Below are 26,200 nucleotides of genomic sequence, written 5' to 3'. Positions count from 1 at the left end.
TCACTGCCGCCTTCTATATAGAAAGCCGTTCAATAATGAACGGCTTTCTTATCTTTATATACAGGAAAACACTATCAGCTCTGTTCTTCCCGCAGGAACACTGGAGTATCAGTGCTGGACTCGGCTTCACTGTAATAATAGCCGGCGCTGTTGAATGCCCTTAACCGCTCCAGACTCTGTTCCTCTTGCTCCAATAGGTAACGAGCCATCATGCCTCTGGCCTTCTTGGCATAGAAGCTTATCACCTTGTACTGACCTTTTTTACAGTCCTTGAACACAGGCGTAATGATACGCCCGTCAACCTGCTTGGTTTTAACCGCCTTGAAGTACTCGTTGGACGCCAAATTCACTACAATATCATCCCCTTGCTGAGCCAATGCCTGATTAATGGCATCTGTGATGATATTCCCCCAGAAGGCGTACAGGTTATTGCCCCTGGGATTGGCCAAGGAGGTGCCCATTTCCAGCCGATAGGCTTGCATCAAGTCCAGAGGCCTCAAGAGGCCATAGAGACCTGACAAAATACGCAGATGCTGCTGAGCCCGAGCAACAGTTTCCGGGGCAAGGCTGTCAGCATCCAGGCCTGTGTATACGTCACCACGGAAGGCATAGAGTGCCTGCTTGGCATTCTCCGGGGTGAAATCAGGTTGCCACTCGGCGAATCTGGCGGCATTCAAGCCGGCAATTTTGTCACTGACTTTCATCAAAGAAGCAATATTGGCTGGAGTCAGATCTCGGCAAACCTGAATAAGCTCGCTGCTGTGCTCAAGAAACTGTGGCAGGCTGTATTCAGATACCGCCGCAGGGTTGTCATAATCCAGGGTCTTGGCCGGTGAAACCAAAATCAGCATATTCACTCCGTCTTATTCATATAGATTTACCTATGATACTGGCAGGAAATAAAAAAACCACGCACTGATGGCGTAATGCCGTTCACTTAGTGTGAACGGCATTTTTCTTAGGCTTAATGGGATACTTGTTTTTACTCATTTTTAACGCACGTGGATAGGCTCTATCCCGTTTCCCATCAAGCTTGAACTGCCTCGCATTACGCACTATGTCCAAGACCTCTCTCGGAACATTCCCAGGCATTTGAGATGACAGCTGAGTCAGTTTAAAAATGATATAACTCGATGCATCTCTAAAGCTTAATTGGTTCGGATGTAACGACGGTAAGCTCTTAGCCATCAACACCATCTTGTATCTGATGAGGTTATAGGCCAACAGTACTCCCCACAATTCTTGGATAACCAGCTCTGGCAATTGACTGCGTAACGTAAAGCGACTCTCCAGAAGATGCTGCTTCATCTCCCGATAGCCCACTTCTATCTCCCATCGATGGGCATATAAATCCGCTATCTCTGCCCCCGGATAACGCAATGGGTCCGTTAATGAGGTCAAAATGGAAACCGACTTACCTTTTATCGTCTTTGTCAGTAAGCGAGCTTCAATATTGTCAGGTAGCATAGGCCACTTCTTTCTGGCTTGAGGCGTGGTGGCTAACTGCACCAGTTGGTCGTGTTTTCCTAAAGAGCGTACCACTTCATATTGCGTCCCTTTCTTCAACGGCAGCAGCCAGTGGCTGTTCGGTTGAGCCTGTTGCCAGGCGTGCAAAAGTCCCAACGAATAAAAGCCTCTGTCAAACAGCGTCAGGCTGTTATTAGGTATGCTTGATATCAGTTCAGCGGCTAAACTCATTTCACTGACAGCAACAGAATCAAAGGCACTGTTCAATACCAAGTGGCTACTTAACTCCATCATGCAAACCATGCGAATTTGAGGATAGGCAGCATCACCAGAAGCGTTGGCGGTTTTGGCGAACACCTGATTGTTTTGCTCACTATCAGGTGTTCGCCATACGATACCATCGACACCGTAGAGGTTGAGCCCACACCAATGCGGATGTTCTGCTCTTTCATGCCAGGTCTTGGCACTTCGCTTAAACACATCCTGAACAACGTCAGAGCCCAATCGCTTACGCGCTAGCGTGACAGCACTGCGCGCAACGTAATCCACCTCTTGCGGTAAGACGATATCAAGCTTATTGATGAGTGAACGGACGGACTCGCCTCTGAACAGAGCCATACCAATCACCGCCCAAATCATGGCATCCATAGGTAACTTACGTCGTCTTAAACTGGCAACACCATGTGAATCAAGGCACGACTGAATTAACTCAGGCTCAAGTACATCGGCCAGACAGGTGAATTCGGTAAGACGATTGATATGAGTACGCGCCAAAGCTTCTGAAAGTTGCATAAAAAAATCCGATGACATGGGGTCATCGGATTTTGATCCTTTCAGTGAGATCGTCAAGCGATCTGTCTTAACTGATCGGCATTACACTGATGGCGTGGTTTTTTCGATGGCCCCAATCTGGGGCCGGATTCAGTTACAGGCCTTTGTCACTGCGAACCACAGGTTCACCGGTCCAGATACCCTCTTCGATATGGCCTTCAAGCTCTGGGAATTGGCTCTTGTCAAACACAGGCTCTTTGCCTTCGCTCAGCTGATCACGGTAGTCATTGATCACCCGCATGGCAACACCGGAAAGCAATACCAAGGCGATGATATTGACTGTGGCCATCAACCCCATGGACAAGTCTGCCATATCCCACACCAGCTGGATCTTGGCAACAGCGCCAAACATCACCATACCGAGTACACACAAGCGGAACAGTGGCAGTACCTTGCGGCTGTTATTGGAAAGGAACAGCACATTGGTTTCAGCGTAAGAGTAGTTGGCGATAATAGAAGTGAAACAGAATAGCAAGATGGCAAGGGCCACAAACAGGCCACCCCAATCACCAACATGGTTGGTCAAAGCAGCTATGGTCAGTTGGATCCCCTTGTCTCCCTCGCTGACGTTGACACCGCTGAGATCACCGGCCAGCAATATGATGGCAGCAGTAGCACTACAGATAACGATAGTGTCCATAAACACACCTATCATCTGCACAAAACCTTGAGATGCTGGATGGTTAGGCGTTGGCGACGCGCTGGCAGCCACATTGGCGGCACTACCCATACCGGCCTCGTTGGAGAACAGACCACGGGCAACCCCGGACTGCATCGCCTGAGCCACAGTATAAGCGACTCCCCCTGCGGCCGCTTCCTGCCAGCCGAAGGCACTGTTGACTATCAATTCAATAATGGTCGGCAGTTGCTCAATATTCATGCCGACAACGACCATGGCGATCAGGATATAGGCAAAAGCCATAATAGGCACAACCACCTCGGAGACCCGCGCAACCTTACGCAGCCCACCCATGATCACCACACTGCTGGCCAGCACCAGGAAAATACCTATCCAATAACTGGCTTTTACATCAAACCAGTAGGCCTCTTTTACATCAAACACGATCTCCAGAGCACCGGCTATGGTATTGGACTGTACCGCATTAAATACCAAGCCGAAGGCGATGATCAGAAACACGGAGAAGAGAATCCCCATCCAGCGTTGTCCCAGTCCCCGTTCCATATAATAGGAGGGACCACCACGAAACTGGCCATCTTTATCTTTTACTTTATAGATCTGAGCCAGAGTCGACTCAATCATAGCCGTGGCCATACCCAGAAGGGCGATGAGCCACATCCAGAATACGGCTCCAGGGCCACCGGCCCCTATGGCAACTGCCACACCGGCCATATTACCGGCCCCGACCCTGGCGGCCATGCTGGTGCAAAACACCTGAAATGAAGACAAACCACTTTCACAGCCCTGTCTACTGGTTGCCATCACCTTGGCAGAATGCCCCAGGTGAGTAAGCTGAATGAACAACAACCTCAGGGTAAAGTACAGGCCGGCCCCCACCAGGGCATAAACCAATAGTTTTCCCCAAAGAAGAGAGTTCAAAAAACCGACTATGGTTTCGATAGTTTCTATTATCATAATTGTAAGCTTTCCCGTGGCAAACCTGGCCCATCACTGACTGGATGACGCCAAATTTGTGGTTAAGATTCCTTCCTGAATGAAAAAGGATAAGCATCGGCCAGTTTCTTTTCGAATTATCCTACATACACTAAGGTATGCCGGCCGCGCTTGAGGGCGGAGAAAATAGCATAGGATGCTAAAATTCTAGCGTGATCAAGATCACACTTAATCACTCATGTGACAGTAAATTCACCATAAAAACACCAGAACAAGCTAGTGTTATAACCTAAATAACAAGGGCATCACAGAGACTTTCGAAAAAAGCCACCGGCTAAACAAACTTTCAAAACTTGGATGCGGGACACATTTTTGTAATAAAACTACAAATATAGTACCTACAAGATAATCTGATTCACTTTTAGCTAGCTCAAGCGAGGCACGATATGACCCAAAAGCAAGAGATAGGTGCACTGAAGAAATTTGTCCGGGCCACTAACTTCCTGGCAACCTCACAGATTTACCTCAAGCACAATGTATTGTACAAACGCCCGTTGCAACACAGTGATATTAAGCCAAGGCTCTTGGGTCACTGGGGAACCTGTCCGGGGATCAACTTTGTCTACGCCAACGTGAACAGATTGATTACCAAGCACAAGCGCCCATTCCTCTACCTGGTCGGCCCAGGTCACGGTTTCCCAGCTGTACAGGCTAACCTCTTCCTTGAAGGCTCTCTCAGCCACTTCTATCCAGAAACCATTCCGTACAACGAAACCGGTATTGAAGATATCTGTCGCAAGTTCTCCGCGGCTTACGGCTATCCTTCGCATGCCAACCCCGAAGCTCCCGGACAAATCCTTGAAGGGGGTGAGCTGGGCTACTCCTTGTCTGTCGCTTGGGGCGCTGTTCTGGATAATCCTGACTTGATTGCCGCTGTACTCGTTGGTGACGGCGAATCTGAAACCGGTCCACTGGCTGCTTCCTGGTATGCCAACCGTCTGGTTTCTCCTGCCACCAACGGTGCCATACTGCCAATAGTGCATATTAATGGTTACAAGATTTCCGGCCCAACCCGTATGGGACGCATGAGCCACGAAGAGCTGGAACTTGAATTCAGAGGCCTGGGTTATCACCCCATCATAGTGGACAGCGAGCAGGAAGAAGATGTCTACCTGCAGATGACCAAAGCGATGGATACGGCTTATGAGATGATCAACGACATCCAGAAACGTGCCCGCAACGGCGAAGATGTGGTCAAGCCACGTTGGCCGGTGATCCTGATGCGCACCGCCAAAGGCTGGACCGGCGTTCCCGAATACGATGGCAAAAAACTCGAAGGCAACTGCGAGTCTCACCAGGTAATTGTCAATAAGTGTGCCACCGACAAAGGACATCTGGCCGCATTGGATGGCTGGCTCGACAGCTACAAGTTCTCTGAACTTTACTCTATCAATGAGCAGAACCAGATTGTCTTCGACAAAGACATCCAGTCACTGCTGCCCCCTGCAGAACTCTGCTGTGGCCGTCAAAAGATGAGCTATGGTGGTGAAGTGGTGCGCGCCCTCAGCAATCCTGATCTGGAAAAACTGGCCTATGGCCCCGAAGTCCCAAGAGGTCATCGTGGTTATTCCATGCTGAAAATGGGTCAGTGGATGCGCGAAGCCTTCCGCCTCAATAAAGATCAGCGCAACCTGCGGATCTTCAGCCCTGACGAAACTTACTCCAACCAGCTGCAAGCCGTATTCGAAGCGACAGATCGCGCCTGGCAATGGCCGATTGAAAGCTGGGATGAAGATATGAGCCGCGATGGTCGGGTCATGGAGCTGTTGTCTGAAAACCTGCTGTTCGGCATGATGCACGGCTACACAGTTACCGGCCGTCACGCCATGTTCCCTACCTATGAGTCTTTCTCTCAGGTAGTGTCTTCCATGGCTGACCAATACTGTAAGTATGTCTATGCCAGCCAAGGGGTTCACTTCCGTAAGCCGCTGCCGGCTTGCAACGTGGTTCTTTCCTCTCTGCTGGAACGTCAGGATCACAACGGTTACTCTCACCAGAACCCTTCTTTCCTGGGCGCCATGCTTGAGAAACATCCGAAGATTATCTCGGCTTATCTGCCTGCTGATGCCAACACCACTCTGGTTTACACAGAACGCGCTTTCGCCGACCGCGACAAACTGAACATTCTGGTCGCCGGTAAGAAAGAGCTGCCTCAATGGCTGAGCCTTGATGAAGCTCGTAAACAAGCCAAAGACGGTGTAATGGTCTGGGACTTTGCCTCAGATGAAAACCCTGATGTCGTCCTGGCTGGCTGTGGTGACTATGTCACTCAGGAGTGTATGGCGGCATTGGTATTAATTCGTGAACTCCTGCCAAGAGTGCGTATCCGCTTTGTCAGCGTCACTGAATTACACAGCAGTGGTCTGGGTAGCCTCAAGTTCCAGGAAAAACCTTGGTTGATGGATGAGATATTCACCGAAAATAAAGGTGTGGTATTTAACTATCACGGTTATCCAAACACCATCAAAAAACTGATCTTCGATTACAAAGGTAGTCACAGATTCAGAATTAAAGGTTATGAAGAGGAAGGTTCAACCACCACACCATTTGATATGGGTGTTCGTAACGGTACTTCCCGTTATCACCTAGTAATAGACATGGCTTACAAACTATTCCAGCAAGGTGTTATCGATGAAACCCGCCACGTTGCGATTACCACAGATATGTTACAACGCTTGGTTGATCATAGAAATTATATCAAGGCCAATGGTGTGGATCCTGAGTATATCGAGAACTGGATTTGGACCCGTTAAGCTGAACCTTAGCTAAACAATAGACAAATAATTTAGTTATAAAATTGTTTGCCAAAAATAAAAAAAGCGCCTTCAAACAGGCGCTTTTTCTTTATTTTAAATTGTTAAGCAAAGCCCAAGAGCAAATCTTGAACAATAAATTTATTGGTCGATAAGTGGAAAATTGCTTTTTTTCAATGGATAATTGACCCAGCTAGCTAAAACACTAAAGGAAATCCCACATTAAGTGCTAGTCATGTTTCCTATACGGGACATCTGGGTAATTGAATAGCAATGGACTTGGAGAACATGATGAATAAGACATTTAAAGTATTGTTGCTCGCATCTATGATGCCTTTTGCAGCATCTGCAGCAGACGAGCTCAGCCCATGGTATGTGGGTGCGGGCCTCGGTGTAAATAACTACGAACCTAACTGCGATCAGAAAACCATGAAAACCTGTGGTGAAGACGATCCATATGCATGGGACGTGTTTGCAGGTTACCTGTTCAACGATTACTTTGGTGTAGAACTGGGTTATCGTGACCTGGGTCGTGCCGAATGGACCGACTATGCCAACAAGCTCAATGACGTAGGTGCCAAGGGCGCCACTCTGGGCCTGGTGGCTTTCTGGCCTTTCGCTGACAAGTGGAGCCTGTCAGCTGAAGCCGGTGCCATGAACTACCACATTTCCAACAACAGACAATGGGGTAGCGAGTACTACAGTGACAGCGGTGTTGCACCTTACTTCGGTGCTGGTATCGGTTACAACATCACAGAGAACCTGAAACTGGCCGCCAAGTATCGTCGTTATGAAAACCTCGACGAAGAAAAGTGGAACACTCTGGCAATGGAAAGCAACTACTGGGGTCTTGAACTGAGCTACCGTTTCGGCAGCACTTCAAAGCCTGCTCCAGTAGCGCCAGTGGTCATAGAGCCAGTTGACAGCGACAACGACGGTGTCAACGACGATATGGACCAATGTCCAAACACACCAGCTAACCACAAGGTAGACGCCAACGGTTGCTCTATCTATGTTGAGAAGCTGGAGAAGCTGGAAGTTAAGGCTGAGTTCGATAACAACTCATCTGTACTGAAAGCCGACTCTATGGCTGAAATCCAGAAAGTCGCTGACTTCATGAACAAGTACCCTAAAGCCGATCTGGAAATCGCCGGCCACGCATCACTGCCTGGTAAAGCCGATTACAATCAGTGGCTGTCTCAGAAACGTGCCGACGCAGTTGCCAAAGTACTGGTTGACCAGTATGGCATCGATGCCAGCCGTATCAACGCCAAGGGCTACGGTGAAAGCCAGCCGCTGATGCAGGGGTCTTCTGCAGAAGCCAACAAGGTTAACCGCCGTATTGAAGCTCACCTGAGCTTTAAAGAAAAAGAAGCTCTGCTGAAGTAAGCTGAACTTCTTCTGGAAAAGTCGCTGCCCTGCAGCGACTTTTTTGTTTTCAGCCTTTGTGTCATTAGAATTCCCCCGGTTATGGGAGTACACTTCCTTTAACCGAAAACGGCCCTCATTGACAATTTCTCACCATTTTTGTAATTTTTTTTCAATCCTGGTTGGAAACGAGGGCAAAATCGCTTTTAATAGCGTCATGCAATCCCCGCGTAAACGGCCGCAATCTGAGAAGGATGTTTTTCATGGCAAACACACTCACGCAACTCAAATCCGTTACAACCATAGTTGCTGATACCGGCGACATCGAGGCGATCAAGCTCTATCATCCGCAAGATGCCACCACCAACCCATCACTGATCCTTAAAGCCTCTCAGATCCCTGAGTATGCCCCACTGATCGATGATGCTATTTCCTGGGCCAAATCTCAGAGCCAGGATCCGCAGCAACAACTGGAAGACGCCGCAGACAAGCTGGCGGTCAACATAGGGGTAGAAATTCTCAAGCTGGTACCGGGACGTATTTCAACCGAAGTAGATGCCCGCCTGTCATTTGATAAAGCCGGCTCCATCGCCAAAGCCTATAAGCTGGTTAAGCTCTATGAAGCAGCCGGTATCGATAAGTCACGCATTCTGATCAAACTGGCTTCCACCTGGGAAGGCATCTGTGCCGCCAAAGAGCTGGAGCAAAACGGTATCAACTGCAATCTGACACTCTTGTTCAGTTTCGCCCAGGCCAGAGCCTGCGCCGAAGCCGGAGTTTACCTGATCTCGCCCTTCGTCGGCCGTATTCTCGACTGGTACAAGAAGAACACCGGCAAGGACTATAGCGCCAGTGAAGATCCAGGTGTGGTCTCAGTAACCCAGATCTACAACTACTATAAACAGCATGGTTATCAGACAGTGGTTATGGGTGCCAGCTTCCGTAACACAGGTGAAATCATTGAGCTCGCCGGCTGTGATCGCCTGACTATAGGCCCATCTTTGCTGGAAGAACTGGCCAACTCAGACACCCAAATAGTGACCAAGCTGCAACCTGCCACTGAAACCCAAGAACCACCCAAGCCGTTGACCGAGGCTGAGTTCCGCTGGGAGTTCAACGAAGATCCCATGGCAGTGGAAAAACTGGCTGAAGGTATCCGTAACTTCGCCATAGATCAGGGCAAACTCGAGACCATGCTCAAGGCTAAACTGAGCTAAACAAGGTCTGTGCTGAAATTGAAGATCAGGGACAACTCATGACACATTTGACTCAATCCGCTAGCTGGCAGGCTCTCAAGGCGATGAGTGCAGACCTGCCTCACATGCGTGAACTCTTTGCCGAAAACGCGCAGCGCTTTGAACAGCTGTCGCTCAAAGACTGTGGACTGCTGTTGGATTACTCCAAGAACCGCCTTACTGATGCCGTGCTGCAGGAGCTGCTCAAACTCGCCCGTGAAGCCGGACTTGAGCAAAAAATAGCGGCTATGTTTGCCGGCGAAGCAATCAATACCACGGAGCAGCGTGCCGTGTTGCACACAGCTCTGAGAGCACCGGCCGATGCGGATATTCGCGTAGATGGCGTCAATGTAGTCCCTGAAGTTCAGCAAACCCTGGCGCAAATGGAGGCTTTTGTCGAGGCTCTCTATTCAGGTCAATGGCGCGGCTATACCGGCAAGAAGATCACAGATCTTGTCTCCATCGGAATTGGCGGTTCCTTCCTCGGCCCCAAGATTATCTCCGAGGCCCTGCGTCCCTATTGGAACGGTAAGCTACAGTGTCACTTCGTCGCCAATGTCGACGGCACGGCCATCAGTGAAAAACTGAAGAAGCTGGATCCTGAAACCACCCTGTTCCTGATGTCGTCAAAGTCCTTTGGTACTCAGGAAACCCTGACCAACACCCTCAGCGCCAAAGAGTGGTTCCTGGCCAAAGGCGGTTCACAGCAGGATATCGGCAAGCACTTTGCGGCAATTACCTCCAATGTCGCCAAGGCAACGGCGTTTGGCATAGATGAAGACAACATCTTCCCCATGTGGGATTGGGTTGGCGGGCGCTATTCTCTCTGGTCGGCCATAGGTTTACCCATAGCCGCCCTGATAGGCATGGATAACTTCAAGGCGCTGTTGGCCGGCGCCAGAGCAATGGATGTACATTTCGCATCCAGACCTCTTGAGCAGAATATGCCGGTGATCATGGGCCTGCTCTCTGTATGGTACAACAATTTCTTCAATGCCCAGTCCCACGTGGTGTTGACCTATGATCACTACCTCAGAGGGCTTCCGGCCTATTTCCAGCAGCTGGATATGGAGAGTAACGGCAAGTCCGCCACTCTGGACGGCAATTCAGTGGATTACAGCACAGGGCCAGTTATTTGGGGCGGAGAAGGCACCAATGGCCAACACGCCTACCACCAGCTGTTGCACCAAGGTACGGCATTGATCCCGGCGGACTTTATCCTGCCGCTGCAAAGCCATAATCCTATCGGTGAGCATCACGCTCAGCTGGCATCAAACTGTTTTGGCCAGACCCAGGCGCTGATGCAAGGACGAACCTTCGATGAAGCCTTGGCCGAACTGGCCGACAGCCCACTCTCAGAGGCTGAGAAACAGCTTATTGCCAAACATAAGGTCATGGAAGGCAACAAGCCGAGCAATACCCTGTTGATGGACAAGCTGACCCCAATAACCCTGGGCGCCTTGATTGCTCTTTACGAACACAGAACCCTGGTTCAGGGCGCTATCTGGGATATCAACTCATTCGATCAATGGGGAGTTGAGCTGGGTAAAACGCTGGGGAATGAAGTTCTGTCGCGTATCGGCGCAGAGCAAAACAGCCAGGATCTGGATGCTTCCAGCAATGCCCTGATCAATCTCTTCAGACAAGGAAAAATCTAGCCCGTTAACCTTGTAAATCAACAGATACCAGCCAGCTCCACTGGCTGGTATTTTTTTGCCCGCCACCTTGTCTATACGCCTTCATCAAAGCATCACTCAAGTTTAACAAAATAGAAACATTCTTCTTGCACCCTGTTTGCCAAGTATGATATTTAAATGTTGATAAAACATACAACAACAGGAGGTTGCCATGGATCGTTTGGATTATGGTAGTGCGCTAGACGAAGTCGTTGAAAGACCAAGCCGCTCTCGAAGCTCCAACAAGAAGCGCAAATGGCGTGAAATCGAAGCGCTGAAAGATAAACATCGTCTGTTGAAGGAATTACAGGAGATAGACAGCAGTTTTGACTATGATATCGACAGCCTCCTCTGAATATGAGAGACATTAAAAAAGAGCGCCAAGCGCTCTTTTTTAATGTCTGCTTCCCACAAGGTTATCTGTCTGCGGTTTGAATATAGCTTCTCAGCTCGTCGAATAGCTGGTTATCATCGCTGCTGAACAAAGGATCCTCTATCAGCTTCAACTCACACATACTTTGGATCTTCTGCCAGTCTTCATCCTTCAGGCTCTTGGCAAGCAAAGGAAAGATCTCCCGCTCTTCATACAGCATGTGCTTTTCCTGCAAATCCACATATCCCTTCAATTCAGCAACCAGTTTTTCCTTGGCCACCACCACGTCGTTCAGGATCAGGTTGAGTGTCGCCATCAAGGCCGATGAAGCTTCAATCAATTTTTGGTGCTCTTCCTCAAGACGCCGGGTAGGCTCGGTACGGCTCTCCTTGATAAGGAAATAGTCGTAAATGATGTCTTCGAGTGGATGATGGCTGTGCTCGGCATAGCCCTGCATATATTCGACAACATCCCGTACCAGATTAAAATTGACGTGCTCACCTTCGGCCAGCTTCAGGTATTTCCCCTTCAGCAACTTCAGCAATATGGCAATATGCTTGTGGTCATTCATCAATCTTTGCAGCATAGGGCACTCCATTTTGAGTCGGGCCTTTCTAGGTAATAGTAGTAAACAGGCCAAATATTACTCAATACTAACCATAGATGTTTTCCGGGGACATGATAAAGATCAAGGAAAATAACCTTCTAAATCAATACTTCATAAATTAGCACCTTGTATAATCTTCAATGGCCTTACGCTGCTAGCCCGAAAAGCGGGCCAAGCGCCTCAGCCCCCCTGGCTTTCCTCCATCATCACCAGCATCTCTTTGAGAGAGCCACGGATACGATTGAAGGCTTCACCGGCAGAGCTGGCTTCGCGCAGATGTCGCTCAACCATGGAGGTAAAATAACTCTCCTGCTCTTCTGTCATATCCAGCACATGAAAGCTGCTGCGAATTTCAGTAGTGATCCCCGATAAGGTATCGCGGAAGCGCTGATCCTGTTGCTGCATGGAATCACCCAACTGCTTCATCAGCAGGTGTAACCTATCCATCACCCGTCGCAGCATCTGCTGGCGCTCTATGTCCAATACCCTGGCCTCCAATCCTTCGACCACAACAGCAATCACATCCCTGAGGCGGCCGTAAAGCACCTCATCCTTGACCGGCATATTCTTGATCAAGAATGACACATGCTTGTCATTGCACATGGTTCGGTTGCCAAAGTCATACAGGCGTCCCTGTTTGTCCAAAAGTTCAAAGATATTGGCTTCTATCGGGCTTATCTGGGCATTGTCCGGCACAAAATATTCGGCGCTGTCTGTGCGTATTTCCAGACAGGTATTGAGGTTGAGCTGAGTCATCAGCTCAAAAAAGGCATCGGCAAGGGCACGGTAGTTGTTACAAAGAAAACATTGGCGGAAGAATTGCAGCACGCAGCCATATTGGGACGATTCACTCATGGACTGAAACGCCATATTTCTCGACATGGACTCGGCCTGCATCAGAGACTGTTTGCGCTGTTGATATTGCGCCACACTGCGTACCTTGGCCAACAGCTCTTTCAGCTCAAAGGGTTTGGCGATAAAGTCTACCGCCCCGGCCTCATAGGCCTTGAGGCGCTCATTGAGGGTATTCATACCGGAAACAAATACCACTGACGCCTCTCGCCCCTGTGATTGCAAGTGAGCACATAACTCCACACCGCTGGAATCCGGCAGATTGATATCCATCAGGATAATTTCCGGTGTCGCCGACTCCAACGCCGCCAAATAAGCTGCTGCCGAATCAAACACTTTGACGGAGTAATCATCCTGTAAGACTTCCTCTATCAAAGCCAGATAATCAACATCATCATCCACTACCCAGACAGTTAAATTGTCCATAACTCTCCCTTACTGTCATCAGCAAATCTAATTCCCACCTGCTTGAGTGCCAGAATCAATCCTGTCAGATCAAAGGGTTTATGCAGTACCGGAAACGGCATCTCATCGGCGCTGGAAATACCTATGTCCTGAATAAAGCCGGAGATCAGCAATACAAGCAGTGAGTGTTTAACATTGAGTTTTTGTGCAAGTTCGTAGCCGTTGATACCGCCAGGCATCAACACATCTGTGATAAGAAGCTCGGCATCACAACGCTGCTGCTCGTAGCGTTGCAGCACTGTGAGGGGATCATGGAACAGCTCCGCCTCTATCCCCAGCAGGTCGCAATAGTCGGCCATCACTTCCAGCATCTCAGGCTCATCATCCACCACTATCGCCTTTATCGGACGCCTGACTCTGGGCAATTCCCCCGTATGGGTACTGAGTTGTGGCTCAGTCGCCAACTTACGACTCTGCGGGAACCATAATCTGAATTCAGTGCCGGCTACTCCCGTGTTCAGGATGGCGATATAACCCTTGGAACGTTTAACAAAACCGTACACCATGGCCAGCCCAAGACCTGTGCCCTTGCTCTTGTCCTTGGTGGTGAAGAACGGGTCGAATACCTTGTCCTGAAAGGCTTCAGGAATACCACTACCGCCATCAATCACGCTGATCCATACATAATGCCCGGGCTCTACCTGGGTCTTGCCTATGGCGATCCCGGGTAGATAACCACTCAAATAGCAACTGCCGGTACGTATCTTGAGTTCTCCCTTGCCCTCCATAGCATCGCGACCATTGAGCAGCAGATTCAATAAGGCGTCTTCCAGGTCCCCTTTGTCGAGCATCACAGGTTTGTTATCCGGTGCCAGCTCAATACTCAATGTTATTTGACTGGTCAAGGACTTAGCAAACAACTCCTGCAAACCTTCAATCACCTCATTGACCTGGCAAGGCTCGGCATTGAACTGTTCCTGGCGCGAAAACGACAATAGTCTGCGGGTCAGATCTGTGCCCCGTTGGCAGGCCTTAAAGGCGGTATTGAGGTATTTTTCAGCTTTGGGATCAGAGGTTTTAAGCTGCATTAACTCCAGGTTACCCTTCAATACCCCGAGAATATTGTTGAAGTCGTGGGCTATGCCACCGACCAACTCCCCAATGGCCTGCATCTTCTGGGTTCTGGCCACGGCCTGCTGCAACTGATGCTGCTCGCTGTAATCGCGACCTATAACGGCGTATATGCGCCGACTTTGGGAAATACAGTAACAATTGAGATGCAATAACTCCCTGCCGCCATCGCCCTTATGACACCAAAGTTCCCCGGTATAACTGCCCTTGCGGCGCAACTGCTCCCTAAAGGAGTCACTTTCTTCGCCTTCAAACAACAAGCCGGTTAAATTGGCGCCCACCAATTCCCGGTTGGCATATAAGGTCACTGCTGTGGCTGCCGGGTTGGCGTAAAGGATAATGGAATGGACCCATCCCCTTTTAACCGGCCTCGCAATGGGCCACGATGAAGTTTGTTGAAAGTCATCTGGAAAGAGGATGGGTCCACTATGAAGATTACAACCATCGGTTTGGATATCGCAAAGTTGGTGTTCCACGCTGTTGCGGTCAACAAAGCAGGTAAGCTGGTGCGCAAGAAAATGCTTAAACGAAAAGAAGTACTCGGTTTTTTCGCTAAGTTGGAACCTTGCCTGGTCGCGATTGAAGCCTGTGGTGGCGCTCACTATTGGAACAGGGAAATTACTGCCCTTGGTCATCAGGTTAAGTTGATCCCTCCTCAATATGTCATTCCCTATCGGCAGGGAAATAAAAATGACTACAACGATGCCCTTGCCATAGCGGAGGCGGCTCAGCGACCAAACATGCGCTTCGTGCCCGCCAAATCTATCGAACAACAAGATGTGCAGATGTTGCACAGGGTTCGTGAGCGACTCACACAGCAAACCACCGCCTTGGTGAATCAGGTTCGAGGCATGTTGGCCGAATATGGCATCGTGCTGGCAAAGGGAAAAACGGCCTTTCGCAGTCAATTGCCCGACATTTTGGAAGACGGTGAGAATGCACTCACAGCCAAAGGTCGAGCGATTTTCCATGGACTGTATAATGAGTTTGTCGAACTTGAGAACAGGCTGAAAGGGTGTGAAAAGCAGGTATTGCAGGAAAATGCTGATAATCCTATCTGCCAACGATTAGGCACCGTCTTGGGGGTTGGTCCTGTCACTGCGACGGCATTTTATGCCGCTGTTGGGGAGGGGAAGGCATTTCACAATGGCCGCCATTTTTCAGCTTGGTGCGGTCTGGTGCCCAGGCAGCACAGCAGTGGCGGCAAGGATAATCTGCTGGGGATCAGTAAGCGAGGCAATGCCTATCTACGAACCTTGTTCATTCATGGTGCCAGGTCCATTTTGCGTCACTGCGAGCACAAAACCGATAAGCTCAGCCTGTGGGCGAAGGCCCTCGTGGAGCGTCGAGGCTTTAATCGCGCCTGCGTTGCAGTAGCCAACAAGCTTGCCAGAATTGCCTGGGTCATAGCGGCCAAAGAAGAAACGTATCGGCCGGCGACATGAAGCTTATAAATCAGGTTGTGAAGTAAGATAATGCCAACCTATCACCAAGTTGCGGTGACAATTGATTTGATGATGAGACAGTCAGACTGTTCTACTTAAAACCTGTTGAATCCATAGGCTCATCGTGAAGCCGCAAGGATGATGAGGAAAGTAGAAGCACATATCCATCAGGGCCAGAGATTTAACTCAGTAACAGGCCGAATATATGGGTGCAATGAACTCTTCTCAAATTGAAATCAAATGTCTTGCAAACGGGATGGGTCCATATATGGGTTCTCGCTCAGGTTCGAGACTAAACAGCAGTAATAAACTGTCGGCACCATCTATAACGGCCTTGAAGCAGAGTTCATCCTCTGCCGACTGTGATGAACTGCGGCTGAGCTGACATTGATAGATAGCCCCCACCAAGGGGCCGATACTGGCCTGGCATGAGGCCAAAGACTCAAACCAACCGGGAGCCGATGAGTGGAAAAACAGCAATAGATCTGAATCTTTGATTGGCCAGACGGTAAATTTCAGCCATTGATGAAGCTCTTGTTGGCTCGCTTCTTTGGCCCATTGATTAACACTGCTCCAAAGCGTCAAATAGATAACCGGATCCCGACACCAGCAGGTGACTGATTCCGGCATATCGTTGGCGCCCAACTCTGAGCGTTCCACCATCAGCAAAGCCTCTGCCCCTGAGGCATGTACCAGGGTCTGGCACAGGGCCGGCAATACGTCCTGTCCCTGGGTCAAACCCAGTTGCAATTTAGCCAGTTCAATCAGCAGTCGGGACCAGTCGCCAGGGAATTCGGTTTGAGCCTCAGAGGAAAACACGTTAAAGTCCCTTTCCGTTGTTTTTCAGTCATTCAAGCATAGACAAGTTTGCAATATTAGCGACTTATCCAGCTTGCCAAGCGCTATAGAGGAGTCTGGGTGACGAGTCAGGAAAGGTGGGTTGGTGCCCATGTCAGCGCCCAGGGTGGTGTGGAAAATGCTCCGCTCAATGCCCACAAGATAGGGGCCAGTGCCTTTGCACTGTTTACCAAGAATCAACGTCGCTGGCAGGCAGCACCTTTAACCGAGCAGTCCATCGCCGCCTTTCAGGAAAACTGCCAAAAATTGGGGTTCAGACCCGAGGCGATTCTGCCCCACGACAGCTATCTGATTAACTTGGGACACCCGGATCCCTTGCTGCTGGAAAAATCCCGCGATGCCTTTGTCGATGAGATGCTTCGTTGCAAACAGTTAGGATTAACCTTGCTGAACTTTCATCCAGGCAGCCACTTGCGACAGATAAGTGAAAACCACTGTCTGCGTAACATCAGCGATTCAATCAACCTGGCATTGGCAGCTTGTGATGGCGTCTGTGCCGTCATCGAAAATACCGCGGGACAAGGCTCCAACCTGGGACACAGCTTTGAACAACTGGCACAGATCATTGACGGGGTTGAGGATAAATCCAGAGTCGGTGTTTGCCTGGATACCGCCCATATGTTTGCCGCGGGTTACGACATTCGCACTCAGGAAAGCTGCCGGGAAAGCTTTGACGCCTTTGGCCGCATAGTGGGCTTTCAATACCTCAAGGGCATGCACCTCAACGACAGCAAGACGGGACTCGGCAGCCGGGTCGACCGCCACGACTCCCTGGGCATGGGCGAAATAGGCAAAACCGCTTTCGAGTATATTCTCGGCCACCCAGCCACCAAGGGGATACCCTTGATATTGGAAACCATACGCCCGGAGATCTGGCCCGAAGAAATTACCTGGCTGAACAGCCTTAGCCGCTAAACCATCTATTCGCTCTCCGTCGATTCAATCTCCTAACTGCCCCAGTAAAAAGCCGCAAATGATGCGGCTTTTGGGATAATTACTGCACTAAATTCAATCCTTGGCAGCCCCATCGACCTCCAAGAGCTGAACCAAGGTCTTAGTTCAACACCGCAAACATGTGCTGTTTAAGACTATCAAAATCGGCCGGCAGAACAGCCGACAGCAGCGGCTTATCAGCCACCCTTTGCAATGCCTGTGGCAGTGGCAGACTGGTGTTCAACTCGCGGTCGACCACATCCTTGAATTTGGCCGGATGTGCCGTCGCCAGAAAAATCCCCTGCTCTTCATCCTGCAGAGACAAACGCAGTGCCTCGGCGGCCACCGCTGCATGGGGCTCTGCCAGATAACCTGTCTGCTCAAGCGCTAACATGGCCTGACGGGTTTGCCCCTCGGAAAGCGCCAAGCCTGACAAGTCAGACAGCGGCCATTTCATCTCGGCAAAAATCGCTTCCACTCTGGGCCAGTTGCTCGGCTCGGACACATCCATGGCGTTGGACATGGTCGCAACAGTTTGCCGCGGCGCCCAATCACCAAAACTCAAATAGCGCGGTACGGTATCATTGCTGTTGGTGGCCGCCACAAAACGCTTGATGGGCAATCCCATGGCTTTGGCCAGCAGACCCGCGGTCAGGTTACCGAAGTTACCACTGGGGACACTGACAACCGGCGCCGATTGATGCTGCTTTCTATGCTGGGCGACCGCTTCAAAGTAATAACAGATCTGCGCCAACAAGCGGCTGATGTTGATGGAGTTGGCCGAATTCAGGTGCAAACCGTCACGAATATCACTGTCTTCAAAGGCTTGCTTGACCAAGTGCTGACAGGCATCGAAGTCGGCTTCGACCGCAACTGTGTGAATATTGCCGCCCAGAGTGGCAAACATCTTCTCCTGCAACTCACTGATCTTGCCTTTGGGATAGAGCACCATCACCCGCACCTTATCCAGGCCAAAGAAGGCATCGGCCACCGCCGCGCCTGTATCCCCTGAGGTCGCGGTCAAAATGGTCAGCGGCTCTGAGCCGCCAAGCTGGTTGAGACACTGAGCCATAAAGCGGGCACCGAAGTCTTTAAAAGCCAAGGTTGGCCCATGAAACAGCTCCAGACAACTGCGCTGCGCATCCACCTGCACCAGCGGCAGAGGGAAATTAAACGCCTTCTCCACCAGCTTGTCGACACAGTCCTGTCCCAGTTCATCGGCGAGCCAGGCACCGAGTATCTGCTTGCTGCGCTCGACAAAAGGCAGAGCCAACAGGGCATCGACATCTGCCAGTTTCGGGATCCGGGTCGGGAAAAAGAGCCCTCGATCCATGCCAAGACCCAGCTTGAGCGCTTCAGTAAAACTTACCCGCTGTGCCGGGTGCTTGAGGTTATAGAGTTCCATATTGATGCCTTAAATTCTTTTTTGGATGAAAATGCGTTTCAGGACAATACCCGGGTGCCTTGCATATCCAGGCGGCAGATGTGAGCAAAGCCGCCCGCTTCGGTTAAATAGTGTTGTTCCAGGTAGCGCTTGGCCTGCTCGGCGCGGGCCAGATCGGCGCTGATGGAAAACAGGGTTGGGCCACTGCCGGAAATCCCGGTGGCCAACATACCCAGCTCAGACAATCCGCGCCGCGCGGCCTGATACCCGGGAATAGCCTCGGCCCGATAGGGTTCGGCCAACACATCTTTCAACACAGTCAGCGCCAGCGACTCATCCTGGCGATAACAGGCATGAACAAAGGCACTGAGATTGCGGCCAAATTCTATGCAGGTTCCCTTGTCGTATAGGTTCGGCATCAAGGCGCGCATGGCCGCCGTCGATAATGAAATCCCAGGATAAGCCACCAGCCAGTACCAGGAATCAAAGGCCGGCAAGGGCTCGCAGATACGCCCGGGCAAATCCAGCATCAGTTGCAATCCACCCAAGTAGCAAGGCGCCACGTTGTCATAATGCACCGAGCCACTGATCTCCCCTTCAAAACGCCCCATTAACCCCAGCAAGGCCTGCTCATCATAGGGACGGCCGAAATACTCATTGAGACCATAGAGCGCCGCCACCACTGAACTGGCACTGGAGCCAAGACCACTGCCAACCGGCAGGTTCTTGGACAGGGTCAAGGAAACGCCTTGATTGATCCCGGCCTCACCTAGGAAAAACTCGGCGCAGCGATAAACAATATTCTGCTGCGGCTCCTGTGGCAGCTTATGAGCCCAGGGGCCAAGTTGAGTGAGAGAAACGCCGCAAGGCGCTGGGCCCACTGTAACTGTATCCCCCAGCAAACTGCCATCAATGGGGGCCAGTGCAGCGCCCAGCAAATCAAAGCCGACACCGACATTTCCCATAGAGGCGGGCGCATAGACAGTCACAGGTGCATTGGCGGGAATAAACTGACTCATGCGCTGACCTCCCGAGTCCAGTTGAGGGTTCTGAGCAAGTCGGCAAACACCCCGGCAGCAGTGACTTCAGTACCGGCGCCATAGCCTCTGAGCACAAAGGGGATCGGCTGATAGTAGCGGCTGTAGAAAGCCAGCGCATTCTCACCGCCTTTGACGCTGAACAGGGGATCATCAGCCGCCACTTCGGCGATACGCACCCTGCAACCTGACTCATCTATCTGGCCGACATAACGCAGGCGTTTACCCTTGGCATGGGCGGCAGCGACTCGCTCGGCAACGGCGGCATCCAGCTGTGGCAGAGCCGCCATAAACTGGGCCACATCGCCTGATGCATCGAAGTCATCCGGCAAGACAGACTCCACCTGAATATCATCAAGCTCCAGCGGCAAGCCCACTTCCCGGGCCAAAATCAACACCTTGCGCGCTACATCCATACCATTGAGATCGTCCCTGGGGTCCGGCTCGGTGAAGCACTTTTCCCGGGCTATGGCCGTGGCCTGTGACAGACTCATCCCCTCATCCAGCATACCGAAGATAAACGACAGCGAACCCGAGAGTATCCCCTGGAAACGCAGCAGCTTATCACCGGCAAACAGCAGCTTTTTCAGGTTGTCGATAACCGGCAAACCGGCGCCGACATTGGTTTCATAAAGGAACTGGCGCCGCTGAGCCAGCGCGGTTTGCCGCAGCGCGCGGTAAAATGCCAACTCACGGGTATTGGCCTTCTTGTTGGGTGTCACCACGTGCAAACCGGCATTCATCACATCCAGATAACGGCCGGCAATGACATCCGAAGAGGTACAATCCAGCAATACGGGATTGAGCAACTGCTGTTCCTTGGCCCAGGCCAACATCTGTGTCAGATCAAAGGCGACGGACGAGTCGTTGAGCTTTGATTGCCAATCGGCCAGGGAGATACCGGCGGCATCGAGCAACATCTTGCCTGAGTTGGCGATGGCGCAAACCCGAATACTGATATGTTGCTCCTTGAGCATAGCTTCCTGCTGTTTTATCTGCTCCAGCAAGCCTGCGCCTATATTACCGGCGCCAACCAGGAAGACATCGAGATACTGCTGCACATCGAAAAAGCCCTGGTGACAGGCCGCCACCGCATGACGCGTCTTGCGCTGCTCGACCACGGCCGAAATGGAGCGCTCGGACGAGCCCTGGGCAATGGCGATGATATTGACACTAGCCTGGGCCAGAGCCTGGAAAAATCGCGCAGCCACGCCCTTATGGGTACGCATACCGTCACCTATCAGGGACACTATCGCCAGTTGATCCCGCATCTCCAGCGGCTCCAACAGTTCACTCTTGAGCTCAAGTTCAAACTCCTGCTCCAGCGCCCACTTGACTCTGGGGGCATCCAAAGTGGCCACACAGAAACTGATGCTGTACTCACTGGAGCTTTGAGTGATCAGCGATACCGAAACCTTGGCTCTGGCGATGGACTCCAGAATACGCGACGCCATGCCCACCATGCCTTTCATTCCCGGGCCTGAGACGTTGAACATGGTTTGGTTATCCAGATTGGAAATCGCCTTGACCTGCAGCCCGGTCTGATCCGGCAGATTGGATACCAGAGTACCCGGCGCCTGGGGGTTGAAACTGTTTTTGATGTAGCAAGGGATTTGGAACTGGGCTATGGGTGAAATGGTCTTGGGGTGCAGTACCTTGGCGCCAAAGTAGGAGAGCTCCATCGCCTCCTGGTAACTGAGCTGGGAGAGCAGCTTGGCATCGGCAACCACCCGGGGGTCGGTATTGTAGACCCCATCGACATCTGTCCAGATTTCGCAGCTGTCAGCATCCAGACAAGCGGCCAAAACTGCGGCCGAATAATCCGAACCATTGCGTCCCAGAGTCACCACCTTGCCATCGGCACCGGCGGCGGTAAACCCAGGCATGACCCACACTCTCTGCTCATCGAGTTTAAGCAACGCAAATCTGGGCTTACTGACGGCGATATCCACCACAGACTCCAGAGGTGTGCCGACGCCGAGGAATAATTCTCTCGGGTCGAGTAAACCGGCACTGACGCCCTTGGCCTTGAGCACTTCAACCATCAAGGCTGCCGAGAGTCGTTCCCCGGCTACCAGGATCTCGGCCCGCACACTGTCAGGACACTCCCCCAGAAGCTGAACCCCAGCCAATTTTGCCCGCCAACTCGCCAGTTGCTGCGCCAATACCTTCTTCAGCTGCTGTCTGGCTTCCTCTGCGAGAGATACAGATGCATCGGCATACAAGGCTTCAAATACCTCAGCCACCTTGGCAAGGGCCTCGTCGACATCCCCCTTTGCCAATACCATATCGACCATGGCCAATAGATTGTTGGTTACGGTTGCCGGAGCCGACAGCACTGTGGCCACTTGCTCTTCTCTGGCACTGGTCAGAACTATTTCTGCTGCCATTTCAAACCTTTGCCAGTTTGCCAGCGAGGTACCGCCGAACTTCATTACTTTCATCTATCTCTCCTTTAAATACCGCGCCCGCCCAGGAAACAAAAAAGCCCGCTCCTTGGTGGGAGCGGGCTTCTTGTTTGCAATTCTTCAGGGTATAGTCAGCCCGCCCCCACACTGGTAATGGTGGTGGTTGTAATGGTGGTAATTACAACTGAGCTTAGCTGATACATTGGGTTTCTATACTCGTTTCGTTCTCTTGTGTTCAGGCCGGTTCATTCAGGAGTTGAGCCCGAGAATGACAGCAATGCAAACAGGATTGCTTTTTTTTGTAGCCCTTGTCAAGGGGCGTTTTCATGAAAATTTTAATGAAATGGTAATCTTATTGAATAAGCCTCACCAAAGTCTGTTTTTAACTGGATAAGCATCAACGAAATCTCCTCATTGCAATTAACCTTGACGTAAAGTGTATTGGATAAAAGCTGAGTATCAGCCAAGCAGGAACCGTCGAGCACACCAAGGTGAAAGCCTACAGGGTTCAAAAACACTCAAGTCAAGATTTTTGGAAAGACGTTTGAAAAATAATGGCTTTTTTAGTGCCTTTCCAACCCAAAATGTCGTCATGGTGGCAAAACTCTGTGCAACAGTTGGCATAAGCAACGCTCGGATATCGCCAGCGCGGAAAAAGCACGTTATCATGCGGCCACATTCTGAACGGGAGGCGATATGCAAATCACCCAACACAGCGCGGTTACCATTCACTACCGCCTGACTGACGCCAAGGGTCAGTTGATAGAAAGTTCTTTTGAGGCAGATCCTATGGTCTACCTCCATGGTATGGAAAACCTGATCCCGGGACTTGAAAAGGCACTGGAAGGCAAAAGCAAGGGCGATACGCTGGAAGTGACCATAGAAGCCGAGGAAGCCTATGGCCCGTACCACGATGGTCTGCGCCAGGAAGTTCCTCTGGAAGCCTTTGGCGATATCCAGGACATAGTACCAGGCATGCGCTTTATCGCCGAAACTGAAATGGGCCAGCGCCCGGTACAAGTGACCGAAGTACTGGACAACAGTGTTATCGTTGATGGCAACCACCCTCTGGCTGGCCAATCACTGACCTTTAATGTGGAAGTGATGGACGTGCGTGAAGCGACGGCCGAAGAGGTCGCCCACGGCCATATCCACGCCCATGGCGGTTGCGGTGGTCACGGCCATGATCACGGCGGATGCTGTGGCGGTCATGATCACGAGCATGGCGGTTGCTGTAGCTCAGATGCCGAAGAAGGCACCAAGAAAGAAGGTTGTGACGGTAACGGTGGTTGCGGCTGCCGCGGTTGATAGCCAGTCACACCGACGCCTACTACTGATATCAATCGAGAGTCCGGCCAACGCCGGGCTCTTTGTTTGTGCCACTTTAGAAAACAAGGCTGGGGCTCATGCTTTGGACTAGAATCAATAGATAACCTGGATGCGAAGGAATGCCCCGTGCTCTTGTCCAGAATGGTCTATGAGAGTCTGCCCTATCTGTATTTTTTTACCGGTAGTCTGGCACTCTATCTACTCGATCCCCTACTTGGGATCCTGGGTTCCGTTTTGCTTATATTGGCCGCGGCCTGGATTTACAATTTGCGTTCGAGTCACAGACGCAGCGATCCCAAACGCCTGCGACGGGGGGGAATTTGGCCCGAACCCCTGTATGCAGGATTGCCTTTCCTCTGGTTACTGTCGGGCATGCTGCTGTTGAGATTTGCAGATAAGGAAGTGTACCAACTGCTGGGGCTGCTCATTTGTGCCTGGGGAAGCTATATTCTGAGTCAGCGTCACCTCTACCGCCGCCACAAGTTGCCGCGACAGCCCTTGATGTAACTCAAAGGATCAAGGTGCGGATCTTTTCTTTCAGCGCTGCGGGCATATGCTTCAAATAGTTGGAGCAACGGGTGATTGTCGCAATGCTCACCTCATATTCGGCAGCTATCTGTCTTTGACTCATCTCCCCTTCAAGCAATACCTGAAACACCTTCAAACGGCCGGCGATGGCATGCCTTTCATCATCGGTCAGCAGCAGCTCAAACAGGTAATTAAGATCTTCTGGATTGTTATGGGCCAGCACTTTATCCAGTACTGATATCCAATCTGGGCGCATATAAACTCATTCGTGTTCACGTAATGGTACGTGAACACAGTATAGCCTCGTTTTCCTGCGAAAAAAAGTCGTGTTTTAGCAGCCAGTTACTGACAAAACTTTACATGTAAACTGAAAAAGCCTACTCCCTCTGTCACACAAAATGTGTACAATAGCCAAGCAATGTCACATTAACGCACAAACTTGTGAGAATGATAATGAAAAAATACTTACTGATGTTAGCCGCCACCGCGGCGCTTAGCGCTACAGCTGTTCAGGCCCACAACTTTGAAAGCAGCGATGATGCCATCCAGTACCGTCAGTCTGGTTTCAGCCTGATGGCCTATAACTTCGGTGATATCGGTGCCATGCTCAAAGGCAAGAAAGACTTTGACGCCGATGTTGCAGCTATGCGTGCAGCCAATGTGGCCGCCCTGGCGAAACTGCCACTGGAAGGCTTTATCGACGGTTCAGACAAGGGTAATACTGAAGCCCTGGCCAAGATTTGGGCTGACAAGGCTGACTTTGAAGCCAAGTTCAAAGAACTGCAAACCAATGCCGATGCCCTGGCCATAGCAGCCAAAGGTGGCGACAAGAATGAGCTGAAAAAAGCCTTCGGTGCCGTTGGCAAAAGCTGCAAAGGCTGCCACGACGTCTACAAGAAAGACTAAGCTCTTTCGTTGATTCCATTAAAAAAGCCTGCATTGAGCAGGCTTTTTTAATGCTTGGAAGCTTACAACATGCCGATCACGGGCATCATCAAGAAGTGCACCACAGGCACGGCAACCACCAACAAAAGCACCAGTGCCAATATCAGAGACGCAAATCTGGGCTGCCGTGCTTCTGCAGCAGGTAAGCGCTTATAGCCACTGAACATGGCCCCCACCAGCTTTTCACCTTTGAAGCGGTGCAACAAGACGGCGGCCACATGAATACCGGCAAGGATCAATAAAAGATCGAAATTCTTCTTGTGTAACCAGGTAAACCAACTGGCGGTTTCACCGCTGACATAGGAGACCAAGGGCCCTTCAGTAAATATCTCATCTGTGGCAAACAAACCCGACACCAATTGCAGACTGATGATGACCAGCAATAGCACCACCATATACCCCCCAAGAGGGTTATGCCCTAAAGAATGAGGAGCCTGCTTGGCCCGCATCTTGGCAAGATAATCCAATGCCTGGCGGGGATGACGGACAAAGTGGCTGAAACGGGCTGTGTCGCTGCCGATAAAGCCCCAAATAAGCCGCACCACCAGCAAGATCATCAGACTATAGGCAAACAACTGGTGATAACTCATCTCCCCCTGATCGGCGCTCCACCATAGCCCGGCCAGGAGCAGCAGCATACCCCAATGAAACACCCGCACAGGTATATCCCAGACCTTCACTTTAACTTCGTTGTTATTCATAAAGTACTTCCTGTTATCACCCGTTTTGGCCCGAACGGCATAAGGGTAAAGAGTTGTAGATGACAAACATGATGATATTTAAAGCGAGGGAAGGAGGCAATCGGAAAGGACTGATACTCAGTGATCTCATCGAATATGACCCTTTATTGACAAGGGTTCAAGGCTTTTTAGGGCAAAATTATCCAAACTTGTCTAAGTGATCAAATAAGTGACAAACGCTCTCTGACTCGCCACAAATATTGATCTGGATCACATTTTTAACCTCAGGTATTGTTAGTCTGAAGTCAAGGAAACAACAGAG

At 50.8% G+C, this 26,200-nt stretch carries 22 protein-coding genes and 1 other annotated feature; of the genes, 10 read left to right on the top strand and 12 right to left on the bottom strand.

All coding sequences use genetic code 11. From position 1 onward, the window contains the following. Positions 1-74: 74 nt before the first annotated feature. The 3 genes from yaaA to ACSHSR_RS06020 form a co-directional block, all read right to left on the bottom strand. Complete coding sequence (yaaA, locus tag ACSHSR_RS06030; RefSeq protein ID WP_117199812.1) at positions 75-851, bottom strand: peroxide stress protein YaaA; 777 nt, start codon at positions 849-851, stop codon at positions 75-77. Positions 852-933: 82 nt separating this feature from the next. Further along, positions 934-2,259: an IS4 family transposase gene (locus ACSHSR_RS06025; RefSeq protein ID WP_479631343.1), complete on the bottom strand. Its 1,326-nt coding sequence runs from the start codon at positions 2,257-2,259 to the stop codon at positions 934-936. Between the two features lie 133 nt (positions 2,260-2,392). Continuing rightward, positions 2,393-3,892, bottom strand: coding sequence for an alanine/glycine:cation symporter family protein (locus tag ACSHSR_RS06020; RefSeq protein WP_115390053.1), 1,500 nt, complete (start codon positions 3,890-3,892; stop codon positions 2,393-2,395). Between the two features lie 425 nt (positions 3,893-4,317). On the opposite strand from ACSHSR_RS06020, the gene ACSHSR_RS06015 reads away from it, so the two are divergent. The 5 genes from ACSHSR_RS06015 (at position 4,318) to ACSHSR_RS05995 (ending at position 11,318) form a co-directional block, all read left to right on the top strand. After that, a complete protein-coding gene (locus ACSHSR_RS06015) occupies positions 4,318-6,684 on the top strand; it encodes a phosphoketolase family protein (RefSeq protein ID WP_045283541.1) in 2,367 nt (788 codons plus the stop codon). Positions 6,685-6,972: 288 nt separating this feature from the next. Continuing rightward, on the top strand, positions 6,973-8,073 hold the full coding sequence (locus ACSHSR_RS06010) for an OmpA family protein (protein ID WP_025887204.1): 1,101 nt from the start codon (positions 6,973-6,975) through the stop codon (positions 8,071-8,073). A 242-nt stretch (positions 8,074-8,315) separates the two neighbouring features. Beyond that, entirely contained in the window at positions 8,316-9,269 is a 954-nt protein-coding gene (gene tal, locus ACSHSR_RS06005) for a transaldolase (RefSeq protein WP_025010587.1), read from the top strand. Positions 9,270-9,307: 38 nt separating this feature from the next. Further along, positions 9,308-10,945, top strand: coding sequence for a glucose-6-phosphate isomerase (pgi, locus tag ACSHSR_RS06000; RefSeq protein WP_045283540.1), 1,638 nt, complete (start codon positions 9,308-9,310; stop codon positions 10,943-10,945). Positions 10,946-11,135: 190 nt separating this feature from the next. Then, complete coding sequence (locus ACSHSR_RS05995) at positions 11,136-11,318, top strand: DUF3545 family protein (RefSeq protein ID WP_025010585.1); 183 nt, start codon at positions 11,136-11,138, stop codon at positions 11,316-11,318. A gap of 61 nt (positions 11,319-11,379) precedes the next feature. Here ACSHSR_RS05995 and ACSHSR_RS05990 read toward each other — a convergent pair whose 3' ends face one another. The 3 genes from ACSHSR_RS05990 to ACSHSR_RS05980 all read right to left on the bottom strand — a co-directional run bounded on the left by ACSHSR_RS05990 (position 11,380) and on the right by ACSHSR_RS05980 (position 14,807). Further along, positions 11,380-11,922: a hemerythrin domain-containing protein gene (locus ACSHSR_RS05990; protein ID WP_025010584.1), complete on the bottom strand. Its 543-nt coding sequence runs from the start codon at positions 11,920-11,922 to the stop codon at positions 11,380-11,382. 201 nt (positions 11,923-12,123) lie between these two features. Continuing rightward, complete coding sequence (locus tag ACSHSR_RS05985; RefSeq protein WP_208139038.1) at positions 12,124-13,221, bottom strand: response regulator transcription factor; 1,098 nt, start codon at positions 13,219-13,221, stop codon at positions 12,124-12,126. Further along, positions 13,209-14,807, bottom strand: a complete 1,599-nt coding sequence (locus ACSHSR_RS05980) for an ATP-binding protein (RefSeq protein WP_479631342.1) — start codon at positions 14,805-14,807, stop codon at positions 13,209-13,211. Before ACSHSR_RS05980 ends, ACSHSR_RS05985 begins: the two co-directional genes overlap by 13 nt. Here ACSHSR_RS05980 and ACSHSR_RS05975 point away from each other — a divergent pair. Beyond that, entirely contained in the window at positions 14,760-15,776 is a 1,017-nt protein-coding gene (locus tag ACSHSR_RS05975) for an IS110 family RNA-guided transposase (protein WP_039034405.1), read from the top strand. The genes ACSHSR_RS05980 and ACSHSR_RS05975 overlap by 48 nt on opposite strands. A 225-nt stretch (positions 15,777-16,001) precedes the next feature. Here the strand turns inward: ACSHSR_RS05975 and ACSHSR_RS05970 are convergent, their stop codons facing one another. Then, positions 16,002-16,595 (bottom strand): hypothetical protein, encoded by a 594-nt coding sequence (locus tag ACSHSR_RS05970; protein WP_479631341.1) that lies wholly within the window; start codon positions 16,593-16,595, stop codon positions 16,002-16,004. Positions 16,596-16,694: 99 nt separating this feature from the next. On the opposite strand from ACSHSR_RS05970, the gene nfo reads away from it, so the two are divergent. Further along, positions 16,695-17,549 carry a deoxyribonuclease IV gene (gene nfo / locus ACSHSR_RS05965; RefSeq protein WP_144134841.1) on the top strand — a complete coding sequence of 285 codons (855 nt, stop codon included), beginning with the start codon at positions 16,695-16,697 and terminating at the stop codon, positions 17,547-17,549. A 139-nt stretch (positions 17,550-17,688) separates the two neighbouring features. Here nfo and thrC read toward each other — a convergent pair whose 3' ends face one another. The 3 genes from thrC to thrA are packed head-to-tail and all read right to left on the bottom strand — an operon-like array spanning position 17,689 to position 22,432. Beyond that, positions 17,689-18,972, bottom strand: a complete 1,284-nt coding sequence (gene thrC / locus ACSHSR_RS05960; RefSeq protein WP_479631340.1) for a threonine synthase — start codon at positions 18,970-18,972, stop codon at positions 17,689-17,691. Positions 18,973-19,010: 38 nt separating this feature from the next. Then, positions 19,011-19,970, bottom strand: a complete 960-nt coding sequence (gene thrB, locus ACSHSR_RS05955) for a homoserine kinase (RefSeq protein WP_479631339.1) — start codon at positions 19,968-19,970, stop codon at positions 19,011-19,013. Continuing rightward, positions 19,967-22,432, bottom strand: a complete 2,466-nt coding sequence (thrA, locus tag ACSHSR_RS05950) for a bifunctional aspartate kinase/homoserine dehydrogenase I (RefSeq protein ID WP_117199819.1) — start codon at positions 22,430-22,432, stop codon at positions 19,967-19,969. Before thrA ends, thrB begins: the two co-directional genes overlap by 4 nt. Positions 22,433-22,466: 34 nt before the next feature. Then, positions 22,467-22,587: a sequence feature (Thr leader region), on the bottom strand. Between the two features lie 505 nt (positions 22,588-23,092). On the opposite strand from thrA, the gene slyD reads away from it, so the two are divergent. Together slyD and ACSHSR_RS05940 are read left to right on the top strand one after the other, a co-directional pair. Then, positions 23,093-23,704: a peptidylprolyl isomerase gene (gene slyD / locus ACSHSR_RS05945; protein WP_208142972.1), complete on the top strand. Its 612-nt coding sequence runs from the start codon at positions 23,093-23,095 to the stop codon at positions 23,702-23,704. Between the two features lie 147 nt (positions 23,705-23,851). Then, positions 23,852-24,232 carry a hypothetical protein gene (locus tag ACSHSR_RS05940; RefSeq protein ID WP_345845777.1) on the top strand — a complete coding sequence of 127 codons (381 nt, stop codon included), beginning with the start codon at positions 23,852-23,854 and terminating at the stop codon, positions 24,230-24,232. Position 24,233: 1 nt separating this feature from the next. Here ACSHSR_RS05940 and trpR read toward each other — a convergent pair whose 3' ends face one another. Continuing rightward, entirely contained in the window at positions 24,234-24,509 is a 276-nt protein-coding gene (gene trpR / locus ACSHSR_RS05935; RefSeq protein WP_208142974.1) for a trp operon repressor, read from the bottom strand. Between the two features lie 197 nt (positions 24,510-24,706). Between trpR and ACSHSR_RS05930 the strand changes: the two genes are divergently transcribed. Then, entirely contained in the window at positions 24,707-25,159 is a 453-nt protein-coding gene (locus ACSHSR_RS05930) for a c-type cytochrome (protein ID WP_025010575.1), read from the top strand. 62 nt (positions 25,160-25,221) lie between these two features. On the opposite strand, the gene ACSHSR_RS05925 is transcribed toward ACSHSR_RS05930, so the two are convergent. Then, on the bottom strand, positions 25,222-25,899 hold the full coding sequence (locus tag ACSHSR_RS05925) for a cytochrome b/b6 domain-containing protein (protein WP_208142975.1): 678 nt from the start codon (positions 25,897-25,899) through the stop codon (positions 25,222-25,224). Positions 25,900-26,200 lie beyond the last annotated feature (301 nt).

The organism is Shewanella sp. VK101 (genome assembly GCF_056497865.1).
This window is presented reverse-complemented; position numbering and strand designations above follow the sequence as displayed.

Bases quoted from the DNA above. Each gene is read 5' to 3' on its own strand.
- ACSHSR_RS06025 (WP_479631343.1), bottom strand. From the start codon at position 2,259: ATGCAACTTTCAGAAGCTTTGGCGCGTACTCATATCAATCGTCTTACC.
- ACSHSR_RS06015 (WP_045283541.1), top strand. From the start codon at position 4,318: ATGACCCAAAAGCAAGAGATAGGTGCACTGAAGAAATTTGTCCGGGCC.
- ACSHSR_RS05975 (WP_039034405.1), top strand. From the start codon at position 14,760: ATGAAGATTACAACCATCGGTTTGGATATCGCAAAGTTGGTGTTCCAC.
- slyD (WP_208142972.1), top strand. From the start codon at position 23,093: ATGCAAATCACCCAACACAGCGCGGTTACCATTCACTACCGCCTGACT.
- tal (WP_025010587.1), top strand. From the start codon at position 8,316: ATGGCAAACACACTCACGCAACTCAAATCCGTTACAACCATAGTTGCT.
- yaaA (WP_117199812.1), bottom strand. From the start codon at position 851: ATGCTGATTTTGGTTTCACCGGCCAAGACCCTGGATTATGACAACCCT.
- trpR (WP_208142974.1), bottom strand. From the start codon at position 24,509: ATGCGCCCAGATTGGATATCAGTACTGGATAAAGTGCTGGCCCATAAC.
- ACSHSR_RS05990 (WP_025010584.1), bottom strand. From the start codon at position 11,922: ATGCTGCAAAGATTGATGAATGACCACAAGCATATTGCCATATTGCTG.
- thrB (WP_479631339.1), bottom strand. From the start codon at position 19,970: ATGAGTCAGTTTATTCCCGCCAATGCACCTGTGACTGTCTATGCGCCC.
- thrA (WP_117199819.1), bottom strand. From the start codon at position 22,432: ATGAAAGTAATGAAGTTCGGCGGTACCTCGCTGGCAAACTGGCAAAGG.
- ACSHSR_RS05925 (WP_208142975.1), bottom strand. From the start codon at position 25,899: ATGAATAACAACGAAGTTAAAGTGAAGGTCTGGGATATACCTGTGCGG.
- ACSHSR_RS06010 (WP_025887204.1), top strand. From the start codon at position 6,973: ATGATGAATAAGACATTTAAAGTATTGTTGCTCGCATCTATGATGCCT.
- ACSHSR_RS05995 (WP_025010585.1), top strand. From the start codon at position 11,136: ATGGATCGTTTGGATTATGGTAGTGCGCTAGACGAAGTCGTTGAAAGA.
- ACSHSR_RS05930 (WP_025010575.1), top strand. From the start codon at position 24,707: ATGAAAAAATACTTACTGATGTTAGCCGCCACCGCGGCGCTTAGCGCT.
- pgi (WP_045283540.1), top strand. From the start codon at position 9,308: ATGACACATTTGACTCAATCCGCTAGCTGGCAGGCTCTCAAGGCGATG.
- ACSHSR_RS05985 (WP_208139038.1), bottom strand. From the start codon at position 13,221: ATGGACAATTTAACTGTCTGGGTAGTGGATGATGATGTTGATTATCTG.
- ACSHSR_RS06020 (WP_115390053.1), bottom strand. From the start codon at position 3,892: ATGATAATAGAAACTATCGAAACCATAGTCGGTTTTTTGAACTCTCTT.
- thrC (WP_479631340.1), bottom strand. From the start codon at position 18,972: ATGGAACTCTATAACCTCAAGCACCCGGCACAGCGGGTAAGTTTTACT.